Source organism: Chachezhania antarctica, from assembly GCF_003646465.1.
GTDB lineage: Bacteria > Pseudomonadota > Alphaproteobacteria > Rhodobacterales > Rhodobacteraceae > Chachezhania > Chachezhania antarctica.
Genome location: NZ_QZEX01000002.1, coordinates 628,703 through 650,256, shown reverse-complemented (window position 1 = coordinate 650,256; position 21,554 = coordinate 628,703). Strand labels below are relative to the sequence as shown.

The following is a 21,554-nucleotide window of genomic DNA, read 5'->3' as shown; positions in this document are numbered from 1 at the left end:
TCGCGGGATGCGGTGGTCAGGCGCTTTTCTGTTCCTCGCGCTGGGCCTGGTCGAGGAGGGCCAGTTCGAGTTCCTTCTGGAGTTCGCGCGCGCGGGCGATGTAGGCCGCGTTGTCGGACGCCGAGAGATCGGGATCCCAGACCTGGGCGAGTTCCCGGACGGCGTAGCGGTCATGGGCGTAGAAGGTCTGTTCGGCCTCGGCGGCTTCGAATTCGGTGAGGCCCACGTTTTCCAGCACGTAGCGGCCGGCGCGGAGCGAGCTGTCGAACATCTCGCGCACGATGTCGTTCGCACCGGCCTGGTAGAGGCGGAAGACGTGGTTACGGTCATAGGCCCGGGCGACGATGTGCAATTCGGGCCGTTCGCGCCGGGCGTAGGTCACGAGGCGGACTGCCGCGTCGACATCGTCGAGCGCCACGACCAGAACGCGCGCCTTGGCGAGGCCCGCGGCCTTCAGGAGTTCGGGACGCGTGGGATCGCCCAGGAAACCCTTCACGCCGAACCGGCGCATCAGCTGGATAGTTTCTATGTCATGGTCGAGCACGATGGTCTTGAAGCCGGACCCCGTCACCAACCGGTTCACGATCTGGCCGAAGCGGCCGATGCCGGCGATGATGATCGGGCCCTCGTCGTCGATCTGGTCGTAGTCGGTGGAACGCCTGGTGTCGCCCATCCGTTTCGACAGAACGTCGTAGAGCATGAAGAGGAGCGGCGTGATCAGCATCGTCAGCGCCACGATCAGCAGCAGCTTTTCCGAGATATCGACCGGAATCACGTTCTGCTGGACCGAGAAGGCGAAGAGCACGAAGCCGAATTCGCCCGCCTGTGCCAGGCCCAAGGTAAACAGCCACCGGTCGCGTCCGCGCAGCTTGAAGGCGGATCCCAGCGCATAGAGGATCGAGCCCTTGATCAGGATCAGCAGGAGCGCGAGCCCGATCAGGTCGCCCGGTTCGCTGAAGAGCAGGCTGAAATTGATGCCGGCACCCACGGTGATGAAGAAGAGCCCCAGCAGGAGGCCCTTGAACGGTTCGAGGTCGGCCTCGAGCTCGTGCCGGAATTCGGAGTTGGCGAGGACCACGCCCGCAAGGAAGGCGCCGAGGGCGGGGGAGAGGCCCACCGTGCTCATCAGGAAGGAGATGCCCACGACGATGGCCAAAGCCAGGGCCGTGTACATCTCGCGCAGGTGGGCGGCGTGGATGAAGCGGAAGATCGGGCGGGTCAGGTAGATGCCGGCCAGGATGATCGCGGCGACGGCGCCGATGGTGACCAGCGTCACGCCCCAGGCCGGCAGGCCTTCGACCAGCGACATGGCGGCGTCGTGGCCGGCCCCATGCGCGGCATCGGCACCGTGGGTGCCTGCAGTGGCCTCGGCGTCGTCTGCGGCAAGGATCGAGCCATCCGGGCTGGCCACTGCCAGATCCCTGACCGCGAGAAGCGGCAGAAGGGCAAGGATCGGGATCACCGCAATATCCTGCGTCAGCAGGACCGAGAAGATGGAGCGCCCGCCGCTTGTCTGCATCAGGCCGCGTTCGGACAATGTTTGCAGGACGATGGCCGTCGATGACAGGGCAAGCGCCAGCCCGATGGCGAGGCCGGTGGACCAGCTGAGGCCCAGGACCATGCACAGCCCCATGACGATCACCGCGGTGCCGAGGATCTGAAGGCCCCCCAGCCCGATCAGCCGGTGGCGCATGTCCCAGAGCGCACGGGGTTCGAGTTCCAGACCGATCAGGAACAGCATCATCACCACGCCGAATTCGGCGAAATGCTGCAGGTCCTGCGTTTCCGAGCCGACGAGATGCAGCACCGGCCCGATGATGATCCCGGCGGCAAGATAGCCCAACACCGAGCCCAGCTTCAGCCGCGCCGCGATGGGCACCGCGATCACCGCAGCGAGAAGATAGATCGTGCCCTGGTAGAGAAAGGCGCTCATTCGCTGTCCTTCTGTATCATGTCGGCAGGGGGGCGTCGCGCTTGAGCTGATCCATGACTATCTGGCTTTGCACGCGGGCAACTGTGGGATGGGGAAGCAGGACCTCGTGTATCAGTCTATTGAGGGCGGGCAGGTCCGCGCAATAGACGCGCAGGAGATAATCCGCGTCGCCGGTCATGGTCCAGGCGCTGACGATCTCGGCCCGTGTCCGGATAAGCCGGGCGAACCCGGTGGACTGGTCCGGGCCATGGCTGCTGAGTTGCACCTGGATGAAGGCCTGCACGGTCAGCCCGATCCGCCCGGGATCCAGCCGCGCGGCATAGCCCTGGATGTAGCCTTCGGCCTCGAGCCGCTGGCGCCGCCGCCCGGCCTGGGAGGCGGAGAGATTCAGGACCTCTCCCAGCTCCTGCGCGGTGAGATGCGCGTTCTGCTGCAGCGAGGCGAGGAGGCGTGTGTCGATGTCATCGAGCATGTGCGGGCTCCGGTCGCTTCGGAATGATATGGTGCGTAAAATGCGCATGTCCACCGGTGCCAGTGTAGAAAGATGCGCAGAACGTGCAGGGAAGATGCGCTAAATTGAGGCAAATAGCAGATGCCCGGCCGTGCCCGGGAGTAGAGAGAGGAGATTGCCCATGGGACCGTTCCCCCACGATGCGCCGCGTTCGGAGATCACGGACGAAAACCCCGCCGGCACCGACGGGTTCGAGTTCGTCGAATTCGCCCATCCCGAGCCCGAAGAACTGCGCGCGCTCTTCGCGCGGATGGGCTACGCCCATGTCGCCAACCACAAGACCCGCCCCGGGGTGGAGCTGTGGCAGCAGGGGGATATCACCTACGTCCTGAATGCCGATCCCGAAAGCTTTGCCGCGGGCTTCGCGGCCGAACACGGGCCCTGCGCGTCTTCCATGGGTTGGCGCGTGCGCGATGCGGACCATGCGTTCCGACACGCGGTGTCGAAGGGGGCCGAGCCTTACGAGGGGCCGGGCAAGGTGATGGACGTACCCGCGATCAAGGGGATCGGCGGGTCGCTGATCTATTTCATCGATCAGTATTACGACACCTCGCCCTATAACTGGGAATTCGACTGGATCGCGCAGTCGAAGCCCAGGGGCGTGGGGTTCTACTACCTCGACCACCTGACCCACAACGTGTTCAAGGGGAACATGGACGTGTGGTTCCGGTTCTATGGCGACCTGTTCAATTTCCGGGAAATCCGGTTCTTCGACATCGAGGGCAAGTTTACCGGGTTGTTTTCCCGCGCGCTGACATCGCCCTGCGGGCGGATCCGGATTCCGCTGAACGAGGACCGTGGCGAGACGGGTCAGATCGTGGCCTATCTCAAGAAGTACAAGGGCGAGGGCATCCAGCATATCGCGGTCGGGTCCGACAATATCTACGACAGCACCGATGCGATTGCCGAGAACGGCCTGACCTTCATGCCGGGGCCGCCGGAGGCCTATTACGATCTGAGCTTCGACCGGGTGCAGGGCCATGACGAGCCTGTGGACCGGATGAAAAAACACGGCATCCTGATCGACGGCGAAGGGGTTGTGGATGGTGGGGAGACGAAGATCCTGCTGCAGATCTTCTCGAAAACCGTGATCGGGCCGATCTTTTTCGAGTTCATCCAGCGCAAGGGCGATGACGGCTTCGGGGAGGGCAACTTCAAGGCGCTCTTCGAATCGATCGAGCAGGAGCAGATCGACAGCGGGGAACTTGTGGGTAAATAACGCCCGGGGCCAACGCGTCCGGCCCACGCCCGTCGGCGGCCCGCCCGCCCACCCCCGTCGGATCGCCTGCGCGATCCTCCTTCCCGCCGCCGGGCGCGGTCCGGTGGTGGGATCAGGGCGCCTTCAGCACCAGCCATGTCCATGTGACGCCGGCCTGGCGATTGCCGGCTTGGATCGACTCGTGGCGCGCCAGGTGGAGAAGATCGAAACCTGAAGCATCGGCCAGCGCCACGACCGTGTCCGCGGGGCAGGGATAGGCGGGGCGTCCGGGCGCTGACGGTCCGTGGCGGAGCGACAGCAGGATCCGCGCATGGGGCGCGCAGAGATCGCGCAGGACGGGCATGGCGCTGGCCTGCGCCTGGGGCGGGAGATGATGCCAGACGCCGCTGCAAAGGATCCTGTCGAAACGGATCCCCAACGCCCAGGTACGCGGAAGATCCGGCAGTGCATCGTCTATCCAGGTGATCCGGTTGTCGGGATGGCGCTTTCGGGCGTCGGCGCGGAAGGCGGTGACGGGTTCGGTCGCATGGACGGTCGCGCCCCGGGCAGCGCACCACGCGGCATCGCGGCCGGTCGCGGCGCCGACGTCCAGAACGGCATGACCGAAGGACGGCAGGTGATCCAGCACGCCTGCATAGATGTCGGTGACGGACAGTGCCTCATATGGTTCGATCAGCTCGGCCGCGCGGTCGGCATAGCCCGACAGCACGGCCCGGATCGCGGGGTCTTCGCGGCCCATGGCCGGACGATCAGCCCGACGGGATCTTGAGCGTCGTGTTCCGGCCATTCTTCTGGTAGCGCAATTCGCTGTCGCCGATGGCGACGATACGGCCGCCGTCGATGCGGTCGCCGACCTGCACCTTCTTGTAGCGCCCGTTCTGCAGCCGGACCAGCGCGCGGCGGTTCGATGGCGTGCCGTAAACGCCGATCAGGTTGACGCGGCGGAGATTGATGGCGTTCGTCAGCGTGGCCCGCCGCGCAACGGTGGCGGTAGAGGGCACGCCGGGCGAAACGGCCCGGGGCGCGACCGAGGCGACACGGGCCGGTTCGTCCTCTTCGGCCTCTTCTTCGGCTTGTGCCCTGGCCGCGGCGGCGGCCTTGGCGGCCGCCGCCAGGGCCAGCTGATGTTCCCGGGCCTCTTCCTTTTCCTGTCGGGCTGCGGCCTCGGCCTCGCGGGCTTCGGCCAGTTGCCGGGCGCGTTCTGCAAATCCTTCGGGACGGGGTTTCGGCGCGATGGACAGGGCGACGGCCCGTGCCGTCGCATCGTCGAAGGTCGGCGCCGTGTCGTCGGTTTCGGTGTTGTCCTGATCGTCGCCGTCGGGGGCCGTTTCCTCGGCCGCCGGGGCGTCTTCTTCCGCGGGTTCTTCGGTCGTCTGGGCCGCCGCCACGATGGACTCGGGGCGCAGGCGGGGTCTCAGGCCGGGATCGACCGGGACGGCGTCCTCGGCTGTGGATTCGTCCGCAGCGGTTTCTGCCTCAGGCGCGGTTTCGTCTGTCTCTGCGGTCGTCTCGGCCTCGGGATCCGCTTCTGACTGGGCCTCTTGCTCGATCTCGGCAGGGCGCAGGCGCGGTCGGACGCCGATGAGATCGGGGTCGATCGCGGCGATTTCGGGCTCGGCGACGTCAGGCTCGGTGATCTCGGGCTCGGCCGGCGCGGATGCGGCCTCGCTCTCGGGCGCGGGGTCCTCCACCGCTGCCACCGCGTCGGAGCGTGTGCGGGGTTCGGGTTCCAGGGCGGGATCCAGAGCCGCGGTCCGTTCCAGCGGCGTGTCCCGTCCCGTATCGGGCAAGGCGGGCAGGGCCCGCGTGGGCCGCGCAAGGGCGCGGTGGTCGATGCCGATCTGATGGACGTCGTCGATGCCGGTCTGGGTCAACGGTTCGGGCGTTTCGGGCGGGCCGGTCCAGATGCCGGTGGCGGCATAAAGTGCCTCGGCCGCGGCCCGTGCGGTTTCGGGCGTCTGGACCACCGGAGGCTCGGGCGCGGCGACTGTTTCCGGTTCGGACGGTTCAGGGTCCACGCTGTCCGGAAGGGCCATCTCCGGTGCGGCAGTCTCCGGGAGGTCGGTTTCCGGACCGGCCGCTTCCGGGGCCGCGTCGCCCGGAAGGATCGCGTCCGGCACGATAACGTCTGGTTTGGCGGCCGTTTCGGGCGCGTCCTGCGCGGCATCGCCGGGCGTGTTGGGAATGATCGCGATTTCGACCGGCGGCTCGCGGTCCGCGCCGCGGCGGATCAGGCTGGACAGCCCGCCATCGACGAACACCGTGGCCCAGGCGGCAACGCCGGCCAGCACCAGCAGCAGCGTGAGCGTCAGGATCAGGCCGAGATAGCGCGGTTTGCCGCCCACCGCGGGCTCCTCGCGCGCGCCGAAGATCGTCATGCGCCTGGCTTCATCGTCCTCGGGCTCGGCCGCGGTCGCGGGCTTGGGCTTTTCGATCTTCGCGAGCGCTGCCGGGGACCTGACGGGTTTGAGCGTGTCGGTCCCGGTCGGGAACCCACCGCCCAGGCCGGGGGTGGCGCGTGCGGCGGCCGCGGCTTCCGATTTCTTGGCGGCCTCTTTCCTGGACTTCTCCTCGGCCTTGGCAAGGCGGCGGTTCTCGGCGGCGACGCTCATCGCGCCGGTGGTATTGCCGATCCGCTCCCTTAGAGATCCGAAGAGTTTCGACAGCCCGCTGCTTTCGTCGTCCTCCAGCGTGCCCGACAGCGCATTGGCGCCGGGTTTGCCGAAGCCGCGCGGGGCCGGTTTGGCGGCATCGGGCGCCGATTTGGGAGGGATCGCGACCTTGGCGCGGGGCTTCGTGCCCTCGCCATCGGTCCGGTTTCGCGTCGCGGAGAAGGCCGGTGTCGCGTCCGTGGCGGCGTCGGTCGCCGAAGGGGTCCCGACTTTCGGCCCGCCGTCTTCGGGGATCGGTCCCGGTGCCGGGGCGGTCGCGGATTTGGTCGCGCCCGACGGCGTACCGAGCGATGGCGCGGCCTCGGCGCCTCCGGCAGGGGCGGTCACCACCGGCTCATCGCCGGATGGACGCCTGCGGCTGGAGAATCCGGTGACCGGCGCGGCCGATTCACTTTCGGCGGGGGCGGCGGATTTCTGCGAGACGGGGTCAGCCTGCGGGGGCGCTTTGACGGGTGTCGGCGTGGGCGTGGGCGATTCGCCGCGCTTTCGGGCCGACTGGAATGCCGGCGCGGGACCGGCTGAAGCAGCCGGTGTTTCCTTCGCCGTCGTGTCCGCGGGTTTTTCCGCAACGGCGGTGTCGCCGGGCCCGGACGTCCCGGGGGCCTTGGCAGTCGGTCCGGAAGCGGTCGGTTCTGGCGCGGGGGCCTTGGCCGGCCGGTCCGAAACCTTGGCCGCGGGGGCCGCGACCGGTTCGGCCTTGGGTTTTCCGGGCGTTTCGGCGCTGGTCTTCGGCTTGGGCGCGTCCTTTGGCGCCGTGTCCGGGACCGGATCCGCGACCGGATCCGGCTCTGGCGCGGGGAGGATGGCGGGACCTATGACGCTGACCTCTTCCCCGTCCGGTTCCACCGCGGCCGGACCTGTCCAGCTTTCGGCGCGAGGCGTCAGGCCGAAGAACGGTTCGGCCGGGTAGCCAAGGCCGTTCGGGGCAGCGACGAAGCTGACCGGGTTGAAATCGTGCTCCTCGGCGAAGGCGCGCGCTTCGTCCAGGGTTTCGTTCGCCACGGCGGCGACATGGGTCATCGGCCCGTCGGCGGCAATGTCGAACGCAAGGTCTTCGACAGCGTAGGGCGTAGCGCCTTCCAGTGCCGCGGCGCCCAGGGCAAGGCGGTCTTCCGCCGACAGGTCGCCCGTCTCGAGCGCGAGGTAGCGGATCTGTTCGTTCGGGATGACGAGCTTGGTCGTAAAACCGCGTGGCGACAGCTGCTTGGCCTTGTCACGCAGCCCGGAGAGGGCGGCGGCCAGATCGGGGCTGTCGAGCGGAACATCGCCAACCGCGCGCCACCCGTCGGGGGCACGATGGAGGAGCGCGATGCCCTCGACGGAAAGCGAAAGCGCAAAATCCGGTTTCATGCTATGGCCTTACCACCTGGGTACACAATACAGTCTACTTGCATTCAGGTTAAGCCCCTTCCCGTCAATCGCAACAGCGCGAGACCCCGGGGAATCGTGTGTCGGAGGGTCGCGGGCGCGTACCGAGTGTAACTAACATGGGAGACGGCGTTGAAACAAATTGCTTTTCTGATCGCTGCGTCGGTTATCGCCGGTTTCGGCATGATCGGGCAGGCCACGGCGCAGGACGCGCGGGTGCCGACCATCTCGGTGGATGGCTCCGGCAGCGTCGATGCGGCGCCCGACATGGCGACCGTGACGCTGGGTGTCAGGGCCGAGGCCGAGGAGGCCCAGGCCGCGCTGACAGCCACGTCCGGGGCCGCCGAGAAGGTGCTTGAGGCCCTGTCCGGGCTGGGAATCGAGTCGCGGGATATCCAGACCCAGTCGATCACGCTGAACCCGGTCTGGTCGAACCGGCAGAGTTCCGACGACGCGCCGCCGCGGATCACCGGCTACGAGGCATCAAACGAGGTCTCGGTGCGGGTGCGCGATCTCGACCGGTTGGGCGAGGTGCTGGATTCGGTGGCGGGTGCAGGCGCGAACACGCTGCAGAGCCTTCGGTTCGGTCTGGTCGATCCTGAACCTCTGCGCGACGAGGCGCGTGCGGCCGCGGTGCGGGACGCGTTGCGGCAGGCCAACATTTACGCGGACGCGGCGGGGCTGAGCCTTGGCCGGATCCAGAGCATCGAGGCCCGCGGCCGCAATGGCGGTGGCCCGGTGATGATGGAGTCGGCGTCCTTCGCGCGGTCTTCGGTACCCGTCGCCACCGGCGAGGTATCGGTAAACGATTCGGTGACGCTGGAGATCGAGCTTATCGACGAATAGGCGCACGTGGTGCCCGGCCCGCCCCCTGCGCGCGGGCCGGCCCACCCGCCCGCCCTCATCGGATCGCTGCGCGATCCGATGCCCGGCACCGCGCAGGGGGCGGGCCGGAGTCGGCGAAAGTCGGGTAATCCTGTCTTCGGGATCAGTCCCAGCAGCCGACGAGCGCCGTCATGCCGGTGGCCTGACGGGCGAGCGCGTCGGCGGACAGCGGCTCGGACGTGAAACCCGCCCGTTGCGGCGTCACGCCCGCCTGTTCGAGGAGACCGCCCATGGCGGTGCCGCGGATCGCGAGGGTGACATTTTCCGGCAGGCGCCGGTTTTCCGGCTTGGGCATCAGGGCGCCGATCACGGTGCCCGTGTCGTCGATCACGGGGCCGCCGGCATCGCCATCGCGCGTCGTCATCGACAGGCGCAGGACGTCTGCGGACCCATCCGGTCCCTGCGCATCGGCCACGGTCCCGAAGGTCATCGATGGCGCGCCAAGCAGACCTTCGAAGGAATAGCCCGACACCGCGATGTCGGCTCGCAGCCGTGGCGGCGTGTCGGCGAAGCGGGCGATGGCCATGGGCGCCAGCGCCTCGTCCGGGCGCAGGACGGCGAGGCCCAGCGTGTCGTCCATGGCCGCGACGCTGGCCGAGAACCGTTCGTCGATCGTGATATGGCCGCAGGATTGCACCGCCTCGGCCGTGGTCACGACAGCGCCGCGGTCATCGACATAGATCCCCGACCGGGACAGCCGCGGGCGGCGAATCTCCAGCCCCGAGACAAGGTTTACCTTCTGGGTCCGTTCCGCCCCGGCGGCCGGGTCGAGCGTGCCCGGCAGGCGTTCGAAGCTGCCCTGCATGTCGGCCAGGATCCGGGCGCGGCGCGCCTCGTCGCCCGTGGGCCAGATCAGCATGAAGCCCTTCACCTCACCGTCGTGCAGCGTCACCTCGGTATGCGAGACGATCTGGCCGTTGCGGCCTTCGATGGTGAAACTGTCGCGTTCCCGTTCGCGGGGGCCGTCCTGTGGCACGGCTTCCAGCGTCTGCAGGATGTCGTAGAGACCGTAAAGCGAGGACCGGTCGCCCTTCTGGCTGATCAGGACGACACGGGCGCCGGGCACCTCGCCGGTGCCGTCGTAATGGGAAAACGGCGCCTCGTGATGCGAGAAGCTGACGGCGCCCCGGGGCATCGACAGGGCAATGCCGGCGGCGCGGTCCACCAGCCGGTCCATGCCGACGCTGGTCAGCGGCGCGTTGTAGGCGCGCATCAGCTCGTCGCGCTGGCGGGTGGTCAGGATGCCCGTGTCCTCGTATCCGCGGGACTGCTGCCACGCGCGCATGGCGCTGCGGGTGCCGCGGCCGAAAGCGCCGTCGATCCCGGCGGCATAGACACCTTCGGCCCGCAGTGCGCGCTGGAGGTCGAAGCGTTCTTCCTGGGTCAGCAGGCGTTCGCCGCGGAGCGCTTCGCTGCGGGTTTCCTGCGGCGGTTCGGGTGTCGGTGTGGGGTCCGCTTCGGCCACGGGGGCGGTGGGGTCCGGCTGGGCCGGGGCCGCGCCGGGCGCCGGGTAGATCCGTTCGCGGATGGAGCCCGCGGCCGTCAGGTAGCTGTCGCCCGGGACCCGGCCTTCGGACACCAGCTGGTTGATCAGGGTGACCGCCTGGTCCGGGGGGTAGGGGCCCAGCATGACGCCGAACCAGCCATTGCCCAGGTCGAAGGCGTTCACGCGGTCCAGCGTCCTTGCATAGCTTTCGGCCCGCGCGAGGGCGAGCGCCTGGCTGGGCAGGGATTCGATCTGGATCCAGGCCGTCGCATCGGGATCTGTCCCGGAGGACGACTGTGCATTGGAAACGGACACAGTGGAAAACAAGAACAACGCGATGAAGGCCAATGCCCGGAAAAGGCCCCGTGCCGGTTTTTCTGACATGATTGCTCTCGTTCTGGGTTTGGACCTGTCCCGTCCACATTTCATGGCGCATTTTCTATGGGATTGCCGGCAAAGCGCAAAGGCTTCAGGCAATTGAGACGCGCGCGCAGGCATTGAAGCAACACTTCCCGCGTCATCCGGGCCGCCGGGGCACGCGCATCTCGCGTTGACCCTTGCCGGCGCTCTGCCTAGGTAGGGCCCGATTGCGCACGCCCACAGGATCCGCCCCATGACCGACACCCCGACCGCCCCGCGTTCGTTCCAGGAAATCATCCTGCGTCTTCAGACCTATTGGGCGGGCAAGGGCTGCGCCGTGCTGCAACCCTATGACATGGAAGTCGGCGCGGGCACCTTCCACCCGGCCACCACGCTGCGCGCGTTGGGGGCAAAGCCCTGGGCCGCGGCCTATGTCCAGCCGTCGCGCCGCCCTACCGACGGCCGTTATGGCGACAGCCCCAACCGGTGGCAGCACTACTACCAGTACCAGGTGATCATCAAACCCAGCCCGCCGGATCTGCAGGAGCTGTACCTGGGCTCGCTCGACGCCATCGGCATCGACACCGATCTGCATGACATCCGCTTTGTCGAGGACGACTGGGAAAGCCCGACACTGGGCGCCTGGGGTCTTGGCTGGGAAGTCTGGTGCGACGGGATGGAGGTGAGCCAGTTCACCTATTTCCAGCAGGTGGGCGGGCACGATTGCCACCCGGTCTCGGGCGAACTGACCTATGGTCTGGAACGGCTGGCGATGTACGTGCTGGGCTATGACGACGGCAACAAGATGCCCTTCAACGACCCGCAGGCCCCGATCGCGCTGACCTATGGCGATGTCTTTCAGGAGGCCGAGGCGCAGTATGCCCGCTGGAACTTCGACGTGGCCGACACCGACATGCTGATGCGCCATTTCGAGGATGCCGAGGCCGAATGCCAGGCGATCCTGTCCCATCCGCATGACGATCCGAAAACCGGGCGCCGCATCGTGATGGCGCTGCCGGCCTACGATCAATGCATCAAGGCCAGCCATATCTTCAACCTGCTGGACGCGCGGGGCGTGATCTCGGTCACCGAACGGCAGGCCTATATCGGCCGGGTGCGGACGCTGGCCAAGGCCTGCGCCGACGCCTTCGTCCAGACGGAGGCCGCCGGTGCCACGGCCGCCTGAGGCTTTGACCCGCCAGCGCTGCCGCCACGTTGCCGCCCGGCGGGGCTGCACTCAAACGGTGCGAAACGGGGAGGTGCGTCCATGAGCGGCAAGATCGTTGCCCTGATCATCATCGTGATCGCCGCGATCGGCGGGGCGGGGCTCTATTACCTGCAGGTCTACCATTACTACTTCGACCTGCCCGAGGCCGCGACGGTGGGCCTGATCCCGGTGGACGGCGAAGACCCCGTCGCGCTGCCCGTCACCGGGTTCCAGGGGATCGATGCCGAAAGCTCTCCCATCCGCTACCGCGCGTGCTTCCAGCTGGACGGCGATGCGCAGGCGCTGGAAGGGCGCTTCGTGGAGATGGAGGACATGGAACCGCGCATCGCGCCGTTCTGGTTCGACTGTTTCGATACCGAAGCGATCGCCGAAGGCGTGGCCGATGGCTCGATCAAGACCTATCTCGGCGGCAAGAACGTCGGCTACGGCGTCGACCGGATCGTGGCCATCGGCGCCGACGGGCAGGGCTTTGCGTGGAACGACCTGAACAATTGCGGCGAAAAGGCCTATGACGGCACGGTCGTGGGCGAAGAATGCCCCGAACTGCCCTGACGCCTTCCTATGATTTGCCATTTCCCGGCCGGGGGGATACCCAACCCCCGCCGACCCAATCGAGCCCGAGTCTGCGGGCCCGACAAGCCTTGTGGACACAGCCATGCCTGATCTTCTGATTGAACTCTTCTCCGAAGAAATCCCCGCCCGCATGCAGAAGGGCGCGGCGGCCGATCTGAAGAAACGCATGACAGACGGTCTGGTCGAGGCCGGGCTGACCTACGCCCATGCCGGCACGTACAGCACCCCGCGCCGTCTGGTGCTGTCGGTCGAAGGCCTGCTCGATGCCTCCCCCGATGTGCGGGAGGAACGCAAGGGCCCCAAGGTAGGCGCGCCCGACAAGGCCGTCGAAGGCTTCCTGCGCGGCGCGGGCGTGACGCGCGACGCGCTGGAAGAACGCGACACTCCGAAGGGCGCCGTCTACTTCGCCACCATCGAAAAGCCGGGCCGCCCCGCCGCCGATATCGTGGCCGAGGTGCTGGAGCAGGTGATCCGCAATTTCCCCTGGCCCAAATCCATGCGCTGGGGGGAAGGCTCGCTCCGCTGGGTGCGGCCGCTCCGCTCGATCCTGTGCCTGTTGTTGCGCGAGGACGGTGCCGAGACGGTGCCGCTCGACATCGACGGGATCAAGGCCGGCAACACCACCGAAGGCCACCGCTTCATGGCGCCGGGCCGCTTTTCGGTGCATTCCTTCGAGGATTACGAGACCAAGCTGAAGCGCGCCTTCGTGATGCTCTCGCCCGAGGAACGCGCTGACCACATCCGCAACGATGCCGAGAACCTCGCCTTCGCCGCCGGGCTGGAAGTGGTCGAAGACGCGGGCCTTCTGGCCGAAGTCGCGGCGCTGGTCGAATGGCCGGTTACGCTGATGGGCGAGATCGACGCGCAATACCTGGATCTGCCGCCCGAGGTGCTGCAGACTTCGATGAAGGAACATCAGAAGTTCCTGTCGGTGAAGAACCCGAAAACGGGCCGCATCGAGCGCTTCATCACGGTCGCCAACCGCGAAACGACGGACAATGGCGCGACGATCCTTGCGGGCAACCAGAAGGTGCTGTCGGCCCGTCTGGCCGATGCGCAGTTCTTCTGGGAAAACGACCTGCGCGTTGCGAAGACGGGCATGGACGCCTGGACCGACGCGCTCGCCCGCGTGACGTTCCACAACAAGCTGGGCAGCCAGGGCGACCGCATCGACCGCATCGCCGCCCTGTCGCGCGAACTGTGCGCGGCTACCGGGGCCGACCCAGACAAGGCGGAACAGGCGGCGAGGCTGGCCAAGGCCGATCTCAGCTCGGAAATGGTCTACGAGTTCCCCGAACTGCAGGGCCTGATGGGGCGCTACTATATAGAAGCCGCAGGTCTGGGTTCGGATGTGGCCGCCGTGGCGCAGGAGCACTACTCGCCACTGGGCCCCTCGGATGACGTGCCGTCCGCGCCGTTGTCGGTGACCGTGGCGCTGGCCGACAAGCTGGACACGCTGACGGGGTTCTGGGCGATTGACGAGAAGCCTACCGGCTCGAAAGATCCCTATGCGCTGCGTCGCGCTGCGCTGGGCGTGATCCGGTTGCTGCTCGTGAACGATGTGCGCCTTGCGCTGAAAGACGTTATCGAAAAAGCAGACGTTGGCATCTCTCAAAACCCGGACGGCATTGTTGGCCCGGGTGTCGCTGACTACTTTCCGGATCTCCTCTCCTTCTTCCACGACCGCCTGAAGGTCCACCTGCGGGATAAGGGCATCCGTCACGACATCATCGACGCCTGCATCGCGATGCCCGGCAACGACGACCTCGTCCTGCTGGTCAAACGAGCCGAGGCGCTGGCGCAGGTGCTGGGCACCGAAGATGGCGTAAACCTCGTGCAGGGTTTCAAACGCGCCAACAACATCCTGAGCCAGGCGGAAGAGAACGACGGCGTCTCCTATTCCTTCGGCGCAGATCCCAAGCTGGCCGAGACGGACACGGAAAAGGCACTGTTCGCAGCGCTGGACGCGGCCGAAGCCGCGATCCGCCCCGCGCTCGCGGCAGAGGATTTTCCGGCTGCCATGGCGGCAATGGCCGCGCTCCGCGGCCCGGTGGACGCGTTCTTCGAAGAAGTGCAGGTGAATGCCGACAACCAGATCCTGCGCCGCAACCGCCTGAACCTGCTGAACCAGATCCGCGACACCTGCATGCAGATCGCCGACCTGGAACGTATCGAGGGCTGAAACCGGGCAGGGGGCTCTGCCCCCGCCGCGCCTTTGGCGCGACTCCCCCGAGGTATTTTCGGACCGAAGAACATATGGGTGCGCGCCCGGCTTCTGGTCCGAAAATACCTCCGCCAGAGGCAATCCGCGGCCGCGGCCTTGCGCGCTCTTGTGTTGCCGGGCACGCGGTCTATTCTGGCCGTCAAGGAGGATCTGACCCCTTGCTGAACACCCCCGCAGCCGCACTGATCACACCCACCGCCCCGGTCGCCGTCAAAACCCATGGCGGGCGGGCGAAATGCCTGCAACGTCTGGTCCGGATGAAGCTTCCGGTGCCGACGACCGTGGCGCTGTCCTTCGACACGATCTCCGCCATTGCGCGGGGGGAGATGCCGGATCTCACCAGCATCCTCGACGTGTTCGAACCGGGCACGATCCTGTGCGTGCGGCCGTCGTCGGAAGATCCCGACTGGGGCGGACCGGGCGCGATCCTGAACGTGGGCATGAACGATGATCGCCGCGCCGCGCTGGCGGACAAGCTGGGGCAGGCCGCGGCCGATGTGCTGTACCTGCGGTTCGTGCGGGCCTACGCGACCCATGTCGCGCGGCTGGACCCGGACGAGTTTGACGATGCCGCGATGAGCGAGGGCGATACCGCCCGCGCGCTGGAGCGGATCCTGGAAACCTACGAGGACGAGGCGGAAGAGCCGTTCCCGCAGGACCCGGCCAAGCAACTGGCGGCCGTCCTGCAATCCATGGCGCGGGCCTGGGAAGGGACGACGGCGCGGCTTCTGCGTCAGGCCAAGGGGGCGCCGGCAGATGCGGGCCTGGGCCTTGTCGTGCAGGAGATGATCCCGGGCGTGGGCCCCGGCGAATGCGGGTCGGGCGTATTGCAGCTGGTCGATCCGGTGATGGGCAAGCCGCAGGTCACCGGCCGCTACCTGAGCCAGAGCCAGGGGCGCGATGCGCTGGCCCCGGGCCGCGGTGCGATTTACCTGGCGAAGGATCCGCGGGGGACCTCTCTGGAGGACGTCGCGCCCGAGGCCTTTGCGCTTCTGAAGGATTACGCCGCCCAGATGCGTATCCGCCTGCGCGAGGAAATGCAGGTCGAGTTCGTGATCGCCGGGGGGGAGGTCCATATCCTCGACGGTGTGCGCGTCCACGTGGAATCGCGCGCGCGCCTTCGCATTGCCGTGCGGCTGGCCGAAGACGGCATCATCGAGAAGAACGACGCCGTCCTGCGGGTCGAGCCCAAGTCGCTGAACGAATTGCTGCACCGGCAGGTCGATCCCCGGGCGCCGCGCGACGTGTTCGGCACCGGCATCGCCGCCAGTCCCGGCGCCGCGACGGGCCGGATCGTGTTCGAAGCCGCCGACGCATTGGCGGCAAAGGCACGGGGTGAGGCCTGCGTGCTGGTGCGCAGCGAAACGTCGCCCGAGGACGTGCGGGGCATGCATGTCGCCGCGGCCGTGCTGACGGAAAAGGGCGGGGTGACAAGCCATGCCGCGGTGATCGGCCGGGGCTTCGGCGTGCCCTGCGTGGTGGGGGCCTCGTCGCTGCATTTCCAGATGTCGAAGCAGCGGCTGGTCGCGCCCGGCGGGCAGGTGTTGAAGGCGGGCGACCTGATCACCATCGACGGGACCACGGGCGAAGTGCTGGTGGGCGAGCCCGCGATGCTCGAGGCGAACCTTGACGACTGCTTCCAGACGCTGATGTCCTGGGCCGATGCGGCGCGCGATATCGGGGTGCGGGTGAATGCCGATACCCCGGCCGAGGCACGGACCGCACGCAATTTCGCGGCGGAAGGCATCGGCCTGTGCCGGACGGAGCACATGTTCCTGGAACCCGGTCGCCTGATCGTCATGCGCGAGATGATCTTTGCCGAGACGCCCGGCGACCGCGCGGCGGTACTGGAGCGGCTGTTGCCGATGCAGCGCGCGGGGTTTGTCGATCTCTTCCGGATCATGGAAGGGCTGCCGGTGTGCATCCGGCTGTTCGATCCGCCGCTGCATGAATTCCTGCCCCGCAGCCGCGCGGGCCAGCGCGAACTGGCCGAGGCGCTGGACATCCCCGTCAGCGACGTGACCCGGCGGGTTGAGCAGATGACTGAGTACAACCCCATGCTGGGCCTGCGCGGCGTGCGGCTGGGCGTCACGGTGCCCGAGATCTACGACATGCAGGCCCGCGCCATCTTCGAGGCGACGCTGGATGCCAGCCGCGAGGGCGAACCGGTGGTCCCCGAGATCATGATTCCGCTTGTCAGCGCCAAGCGTGAGGTCGAACTGGTGAAATCGCGAATCGATTCCGTCGCCGCGGCTGTCAGATCGGAGCGGGGGCAGGACTTCGAATTCAAGCTAGGGGTGATGGTCGAGACGCCTCGTTGCGCATTGCGTGCAGCGGACATCGCACCCTATACGTCTTTTCTGAGCTTCGGCACCAACGACCTGACGCAGATGACGTACGGCCTGTCCCGCGACGATGCGGGGCGGTTCATGTCGGCTTACGTCAAGCATGGCGTCTTTCCGGAAGATCCGTTCCATATCCTCGATCAGGACGGCGTGGGCGAACTGCTGCAGATCGGGGCAGAGCGGGGAAGACAAGGGAATCCAATGGTTTCGCTGTCGATTTGCGGTGAACATGGTGGCGATCCGCAGTCGATCGCGTTCTGCCGGACGGCCGGGTTCAACTATGTTTCGTGCTCTCCCTTCCGGGTTCCGGTCGCTCGGCTGGCGGCGGCGCAGCTGGCAATCCGGGACCCGCGGAAAGCCTAATTTCAGCCCAGCGAAAAGGCGCCGGGCGGTCATCGTCGCGGGCCGATCCCCGCCTGTCGGCGGATTTTGGCGCCTTCCCCCCGAGACGTTCCAATCTTCGTGTGCTAGTAGCCCCGCGGAACAACGCGGTGGGACAGGTACCGCGGGCTGAACGTATCCGGCAAAAGACCGGTCGCTTCGCTATTTGTGAAGATTGCGTTTGGTGATCGGGAGAACGCGTATGACATTTGTAGTTGCCTTGGCTTTGGCCACATTATTTTCGGTTCCGACGGCGCATGCCGAAGGGGCCGACCTGAGGACACTCTTCCAGCAGGAAGAAACGCACCTTGCCGCCATGTCGGACACCCGCAAGCGCGCGCTACTGGGTGTGCAGACCGGGAAACCGGTCGACAAGGCCGGAAAGCAGGGACTGTCCTGGGCCGGAAACTGGCCATGGCAGACCGGGAAGACCGAAGAACAGCCGATCGAGGTCGCTTTCACCAGCGCCTGGGTCGACTCGCAGCCAGCCGCGAGCGGTGGTGCGGAACTGAACTGCCTGGCCGAGGCGCTGTACTTCGAAGCGCGGGGCGAAACGGTCAAGGGCCAGTTCGCCGTGGCCGAGGTGATCATCAACCGGGCCAAAAGTTCGGGCTTTCCGAATTCGGTCTGTGGCGTGATCAACCAGGGTACCGGCAACGGGCGCAAGCACCAGTGCCAGTTCTCGTATCGCTGCGATGGCCGGGCCGAGGTGATCGGCAACAAGGCGATCTATGACCGGCTCAAGAAGATCGCCCGGGTCGCACTTGATGGCGGGATCGTGCCGCTGACAGACGGCGCCACCTTCTATCACAACACTCATGTGCGGCCGCGCTGGTCGCGGACCTTCAAGAAGACCGCCGCCATCGGTGTGCACTACTTCTACCGTCCGCAGCAGCGCACGGCGAGCAACTGACGCCCCCGGCCGTCAGTTGATGGTGGACCTTCCATTTCCGACCGCGGACCGATAGGGCGAAGGCCCTGATACACGGTCGAAGGACGACCACGCCATGACCAACGAAGTGAAGCTTGCCTTCGCCCATCCCGGGGCGCGGGCCGAGGCCACCGCCGGGCCCGAACCGCTCGACCGGATCTCGCTCCGCAATCACGTGGTCGAAGTCGAGATCGGCGCCTTCCAGAAGGAACGCGGCGTGACCCAGCGGGTGCGTTTCGACATCGCGGTCGAGGTTCGCCAGATGGCCGAAGCGGCCGAAGACGATGTTGACCGCATCCTCTCCTACGACAAGGTGACCGAAGCGATTGCGGCCGAACTGGCCGCCGAACGGGTCAACCTGCTGGAAACCCTGGCCGAACGCATCGCCGCGCGGATCCTGCTGGAACCGCAAGCCATGCGCGTCTTCGTGCGGATCGAGAAGCTGGACCGTGGTCCAGGCGAATTGGGCGTGGAAATCGTGCGTGCCCGCACGCACCAGACACCGGGGCAGGAAAACGATCCAGGCCTGCGTCCGCGGATCCTGTTCCTTGGCAACGCGGCGATTGCATCCGACCACCTGACAGGCTGGCTGGACCGGCTGGAAGCCGCGGCGGAGCCGGCGATCCTGTGCGTGGGCCGCCCGGATCTGGATCGCCCCGTCACCAATCACGTCTGGACCCAGCGCCGGATCGACCTTCTGGCCATCGAACAGAACGCCTGGACGCTGGCTGCACGCGACGACCGTTGCGTCGTGGTCAGCACGCGGACGGAACTGGACTGGGCGATGAAGAACGGCCAGATCAGCGTCTGGGCACCGTCGAAGATCGTGCTGGACGCGGTCGACGGTCCGCCCGCAACGCTGCCCGACGCTCTGTCATTGGCGGTCTGGTTCGCGGGCAGCTATGGGGTAAGGGACATCCTTGCCATCGGCGCCGACGCGTTCGCGCCGTTCCCGGCCGAAGTCACGGCGCAACCGGTCGTTGCGGAGCTTCCATGACCGATCTGTATCGTCCGATCGTGACCTCTGACGCGGCGCTTTCCGCAGGAGCTGAAAAGCTGGCCGGTGGCCGGCTGACCTTCACCCATGCCGAACACCTGACGCCCGGCGGTCCGGGCCCTCTGGTGCCTGTCGCCGATCTGCCGGCGGACGTGCGCGGCCGCCTGGCTGAGCCGCGCGCGGACCTCGCCGGGATGGACATGGGCCAGCCCGCGATCATGGGCGTGCTGAACGTGACGCCCGACAGCTTTTCCGACGGTGGCAGGTTCATCGACCCGGACCTTGCCATCGCGCAAGCCCACGCGATGTGGGACGGCGGCGCCGCGATCCTCGACATCGGCGGGGAATCCACCCGCCCCGGCGCGGCCGAAGTTCCGGTGGACGAGGAAATCGCCCGCACCGCACCCGTGATCGCCGCGATCCGTGCGGAGCTGGGGGGCGACGTTCCGATCTCCATCGATACCCGAAAGGCCGCCGTCGCCGAAGCCGCGTTGAAGGCCGGGGCGACGCTGGTCAACGATGTCTCGGGCTTCACCTTCGATGCGGCCCTCGCGCCGCTGTGCGCCGAGGCGGAGGTACCCGTCTGCGTCATGCACACGCAGGGCACGCCCGACGTGATGCAAAAGAACCCGATCTACGAGAACGTGCTGACCGACGTTTACGAGGTGCTGGCCCGCCAGATCGACACGCTGGAAGCGCAGGGCATTCCCCGTGCGCGCATTCTCGCCGACCCCGGGATCGGCTTCGGCAAGACGCTGGAGCACAACTGCGAGATCATGAAAGGCCTCAGCCTTTTCCATGGCTTGGGCTGTCCGGTCCTGCTGGGCGCGTCGCGCAAGCGCTTCATCGGCACCATCGGGCAGGCGCCCGAGGCCGACAGGCGCATGCCCGGGTCCGTCGCCGTCGCGCTTGCAGGGGTGCGACAGGGTGTGCAAGTAATCCGAGTTCACGATGTCGCCGAGACGGCGCAGGCGATCCGTCTCTGGCAAGCCGTGACCTGACTTCGAGGGCTCTCTCAGATGCGTAAACTCTTCGGGACCGACGGTATCCGCGGCACCGCCAATGCGGCGCCGATGACGGCCGACCTTGCATTGCAGATCGGCGCGGCGGTGGGGCGGTATTTCCGGCGCAACGACGGTGTGAACGGCACCGATCACCGGGTCATGATCGGCAAGGACACCCGCCGGTCATGCTACATGTTCGAAAACGCGCTGACGGCCGGCCTGCTGTCGACCGGCATGAACGTCATGCTGACGGGCCCGGTGCCCACGCCCGCCGTGGGGCAGATGACACGGTCGCTGCGCGCCGATCTGGGCGTGATGATTTCCGCCAGCCACAACCCCGCGTCCGACAACGGCATCAAGTTCTTCGGCCCCGACGGCTTCAAGCTGTCCGATCAGGCGGAGGCCGAGATCGAGGCGCTGGTGGCCAATGGTGTCGAACCCGCGAAGCCCGCCAATATCGGCTGGGCGCGGCGGATCGACGATGCGCATTACCGGTACGTCGAGCGGGTGAAATCCTCGCTCCCCCGCGGGCTGAAGCTGGACGGGCTGAAAGTGGTGGTCGATTGCGCCAACGGTGCTGCCTATCGTGCGGCGCCCGAAGCGCTTTGGGAGCTGGGCGCTAAGGTCATCCCCATCGCGGTGGAGCCGAACGGTTTCAACATCAACCTCGATTGCGGGTCCACCCATCCCGAAAAGGCGGCGGAGGCGGTGCTGCGCGAAGGCGCCGATGTGGGGATCTGCCTTGACGGCGATGCCGACCGGGTGATCCTGATCGACGAAAAGGGCCGGGTTGCCGACGGTGACCAGCTGATGGCGCTGCTGGCCTCCCGCTGGGCGGCGGACGGTATCCTGACAGGCGGCGCGCTGGTGGCGACGGTGATGTCGAACCTGGGCCTGGAGCGGTTTCTGACGGACCGCGACCTGCGGCTGGAACGCACGCAGGTCGGCGACCGGTATGTCGTCGAACGCATGCGCCAGGGTGGCTTCAACCTTGGCGGCGAACAGTCGGGCCATATCGTGATGACCGACCACGCCACGACGGGCGACGGGCTGATGGCGGGGCTGCATTTCCTGGCCGAAATGGTGCAATCCGGCACTCCCGCCAGCGCGCTGCTGCAGCAGTTCGAACCCGTCCCGCAGCTCTTGAAGAACGTCCGCTACGAGGCCGGGAGCGCCCCGCTGGAGATGCCCGAAGTACTGACCGCGATCTCGGCGGCCGAAGACGCGCTGGACGGCAACGGCCGGCTTCTGATCCGCAAGTCGGGGACGGAGCCGCTGATCCGCGTGATGGCGGAATCCGAAGATCCGGATCTTCTGGAACGCACGGTGAACAGCGTCGTTGATGCCGTCACTGACGCCGCGGCGCCCTGAAGCCACGATCAATCCGGTGACCAAAGGTAGATTCTCGCCCGCCCTGGGAGGCGGGTCGGGCGCGAA

General features: G+C 67.0%; 15 protein-coding genes. 10 read left to right on the top strand and 5 right to left on the bottom strand.

The window, feature by feature from the left end:
- Positions 1 to 16: 16 nt before the first annotated feature.
- Entirely contained in the window at positions 17 to 1,933 is a 1,917-nt protein-coding gene (locus tag D4754_RS06755; RefSeq protein ID WP_121062132.1) for a cation:proton antiporter domain-containing protein, read from the bottom strand.
- Positions 1,934 to 1,949: 16 nt separating this feature from the next.
- Positions 1,950 to 2,405, bottom strand: a complete 456-nt coding sequence (locus D4754_RS06750) for an Lrp/AsnC family transcriptional regulator (RefSeq protein WP_121062131.1) — start codon at positions 2,403 to 2,405, stop codon at positions 1,950 to 1,952.
- Between the two features lie 160 nt (positions 2,406 to 2,565).
- Here D4754_RS06750 and hppD point away from each other — a divergent pair, with 160 nt between their 5' ends.
- Complete coding sequence (gene hppD / locus D4754_RS06745; protein WP_121062130.1) at positions 2,566 to 3,663, top strand: 4-hydroxyphenylpyruvate dioxygenase; 1,098 nt, start codon at positions 2,566 to 2,568, stop codon at positions 3,661 to 3,663.
- A gap of 112 nt (positions 3,664 to 3,775) precedes the next feature.
- On the opposite strand, the gene D4754_RS06740 is transcribed toward hppD, so the two are convergent.
- Both D4754_RS06740 and D4754_RS06735 read right to left on the bottom strand, forming a co-directional pair.
- Entirely contained in the window at positions 3,776 to 4,402 is a 627-nt protein-coding gene (locus tag D4754_RS06740; protein ID WP_163025805.1) for a class I SAM-dependent methyltransferase, read from the bottom strand.
- 10 nt (positions 4,403 to 4,412) lie between these two features.
- Positions 4,413 to 7,685, bottom strand: a complete 3,273-nt coding sequence (locus D4754_RS06735) for a hypothetical protein (protein ID WP_121062128.1) — start codon at positions 7,683 to 7,685, stop codon at positions 4,413 to 4,415.
- 150 nt (positions 7,686 to 7,835) lie between these two features.
- On the opposite strand from D4754_RS06735, the gene D4754_RS06730 reads away from it, so the two are divergent.
- Positions 7,836 to 8,549, top strand: coding sequence for an SIMPL domain-containing protein (locus tag D4754_RS06730; protein ID WP_240453776.1), 714 nt, complete (start codon positions 7,836 to 7,838; stop codon positions 8,547 to 8,549).
- Positions 8,550 to 8,691: 142 nt separating this feature from the next.
- On the opposite strand, the gene D4754_RS06725 is transcribed toward D4754_RS06730, so the two are convergent.
- On the bottom strand, positions 8,692 to 10,458 hold the full coding sequence (locus tag D4754_RS06725) for a serine protease (RefSeq protein ID WP_121062127.1): 1,767 nt from the start codon (positions 10,456 to 10,458) through the stop codon (positions 8,692 to 8,694).
- Between the two features lie 229 nt (positions 10,459 to 10,687).
- Here D4754_RS06725 and D4754_RS06720 point away from each other — a divergent pair, with 229 nt between their 5' ends.
- The 8 genes from D4754_RS06720 (at position 10,688) to glmM (ending at position 21,488) form a co-directional block, all read left to right on the top strand.
- A complete protein-coding gene (locus D4754_RS06720) occupies positions 10,688 to 11,620 on the top strand; it encodes a glycine--tRNA ligase subunit alpha (protein WP_121062126.1) in 933 nt (310 codons plus the stop codon).
- Between the two features lie 81 nt (positions 11,621 to 11,701).
- A complete protein-coding gene (locus D4754_RS06715) occupies positions 11,702 to 12,214 on the top strand; it encodes a DUF6446 family protein (protein WP_121062125.1) in 513 nt (170 codons plus the stop codon).
- A gap of 103 nt (positions 12,215 to 12,317) precedes the next feature.
- A complete protein-coding gene (glyS, locus tag D4754_RS06710; protein WP_121062124.1) occupies positions 12,318 to 14,417 on the top strand; it encodes a glycine--tRNA ligase subunit beta in 2,100 nt (699 codons plus the stop codon).
- A 200-nt stretch (positions 14,418 to 14,617) separates the two neighbouring features.
- A complete protein-coding gene (locus D4754_RS06705) occupies positions 14,618 to 17,167 on the top strand; it encodes a putative PEP-binding protein (protein WP_240453775.1) in 2,550 nt (849 codons plus the stop codon).
- Positions 17,168 to 17,387: 220 nt separating this feature from the next.
- The gene (locus D4754_RS06700) at positions 17,388 to 18,098 is read left to right on the top strand and encodes a cell wall hydrolase (RefSeq protein ID WP_240453774.1); all 711 of its coding nucleotides are present in this window, start codon (positions 17,388 to 17,390) and stop codon (positions 18,096 to 18,098) included.
- 94 nt (positions 18,099 to 18,192) lie between these two features.
- The gene (locus D4754_RS06695) at positions 18,193 to 19,113 is read left to right on the top strand and encodes a dihydroneopterin aldolase (protein ID WP_121062122.1); all 921 of its coding nucleotides are present in this window, start codon (positions 18,193 to 18,195) and stop codon (positions 19,111 to 19,113) included.
- Complete coding sequence (gene folP / locus D4754_RS06690; protein ID WP_121062121.1) at positions 19,110 to 20,114, top strand: dihydropteroate synthase; 1,005 nt, start codon at positions 19,110 to 19,112, stop codon at positions 20,112 to 20,114. The genes D4754_RS06695 and folP overlap by 4 nt, the downstream gene beginning before the upstream one ends.
- A gap of 18 nt (positions 20,115 to 20,132) precedes the next feature.
- A complete protein-coding gene (gene glmM / locus D4754_RS06685) occupies positions 20,133 to 21,488 on the top strand; it encodes a phosphoglucosamine mutase (RefSeq protein ID WP_121062120.1) in 1,356 nt (451 codons plus the stop codon).
- Positions 21,489 to 21,554: the final 66 nt, after the last annotated feature.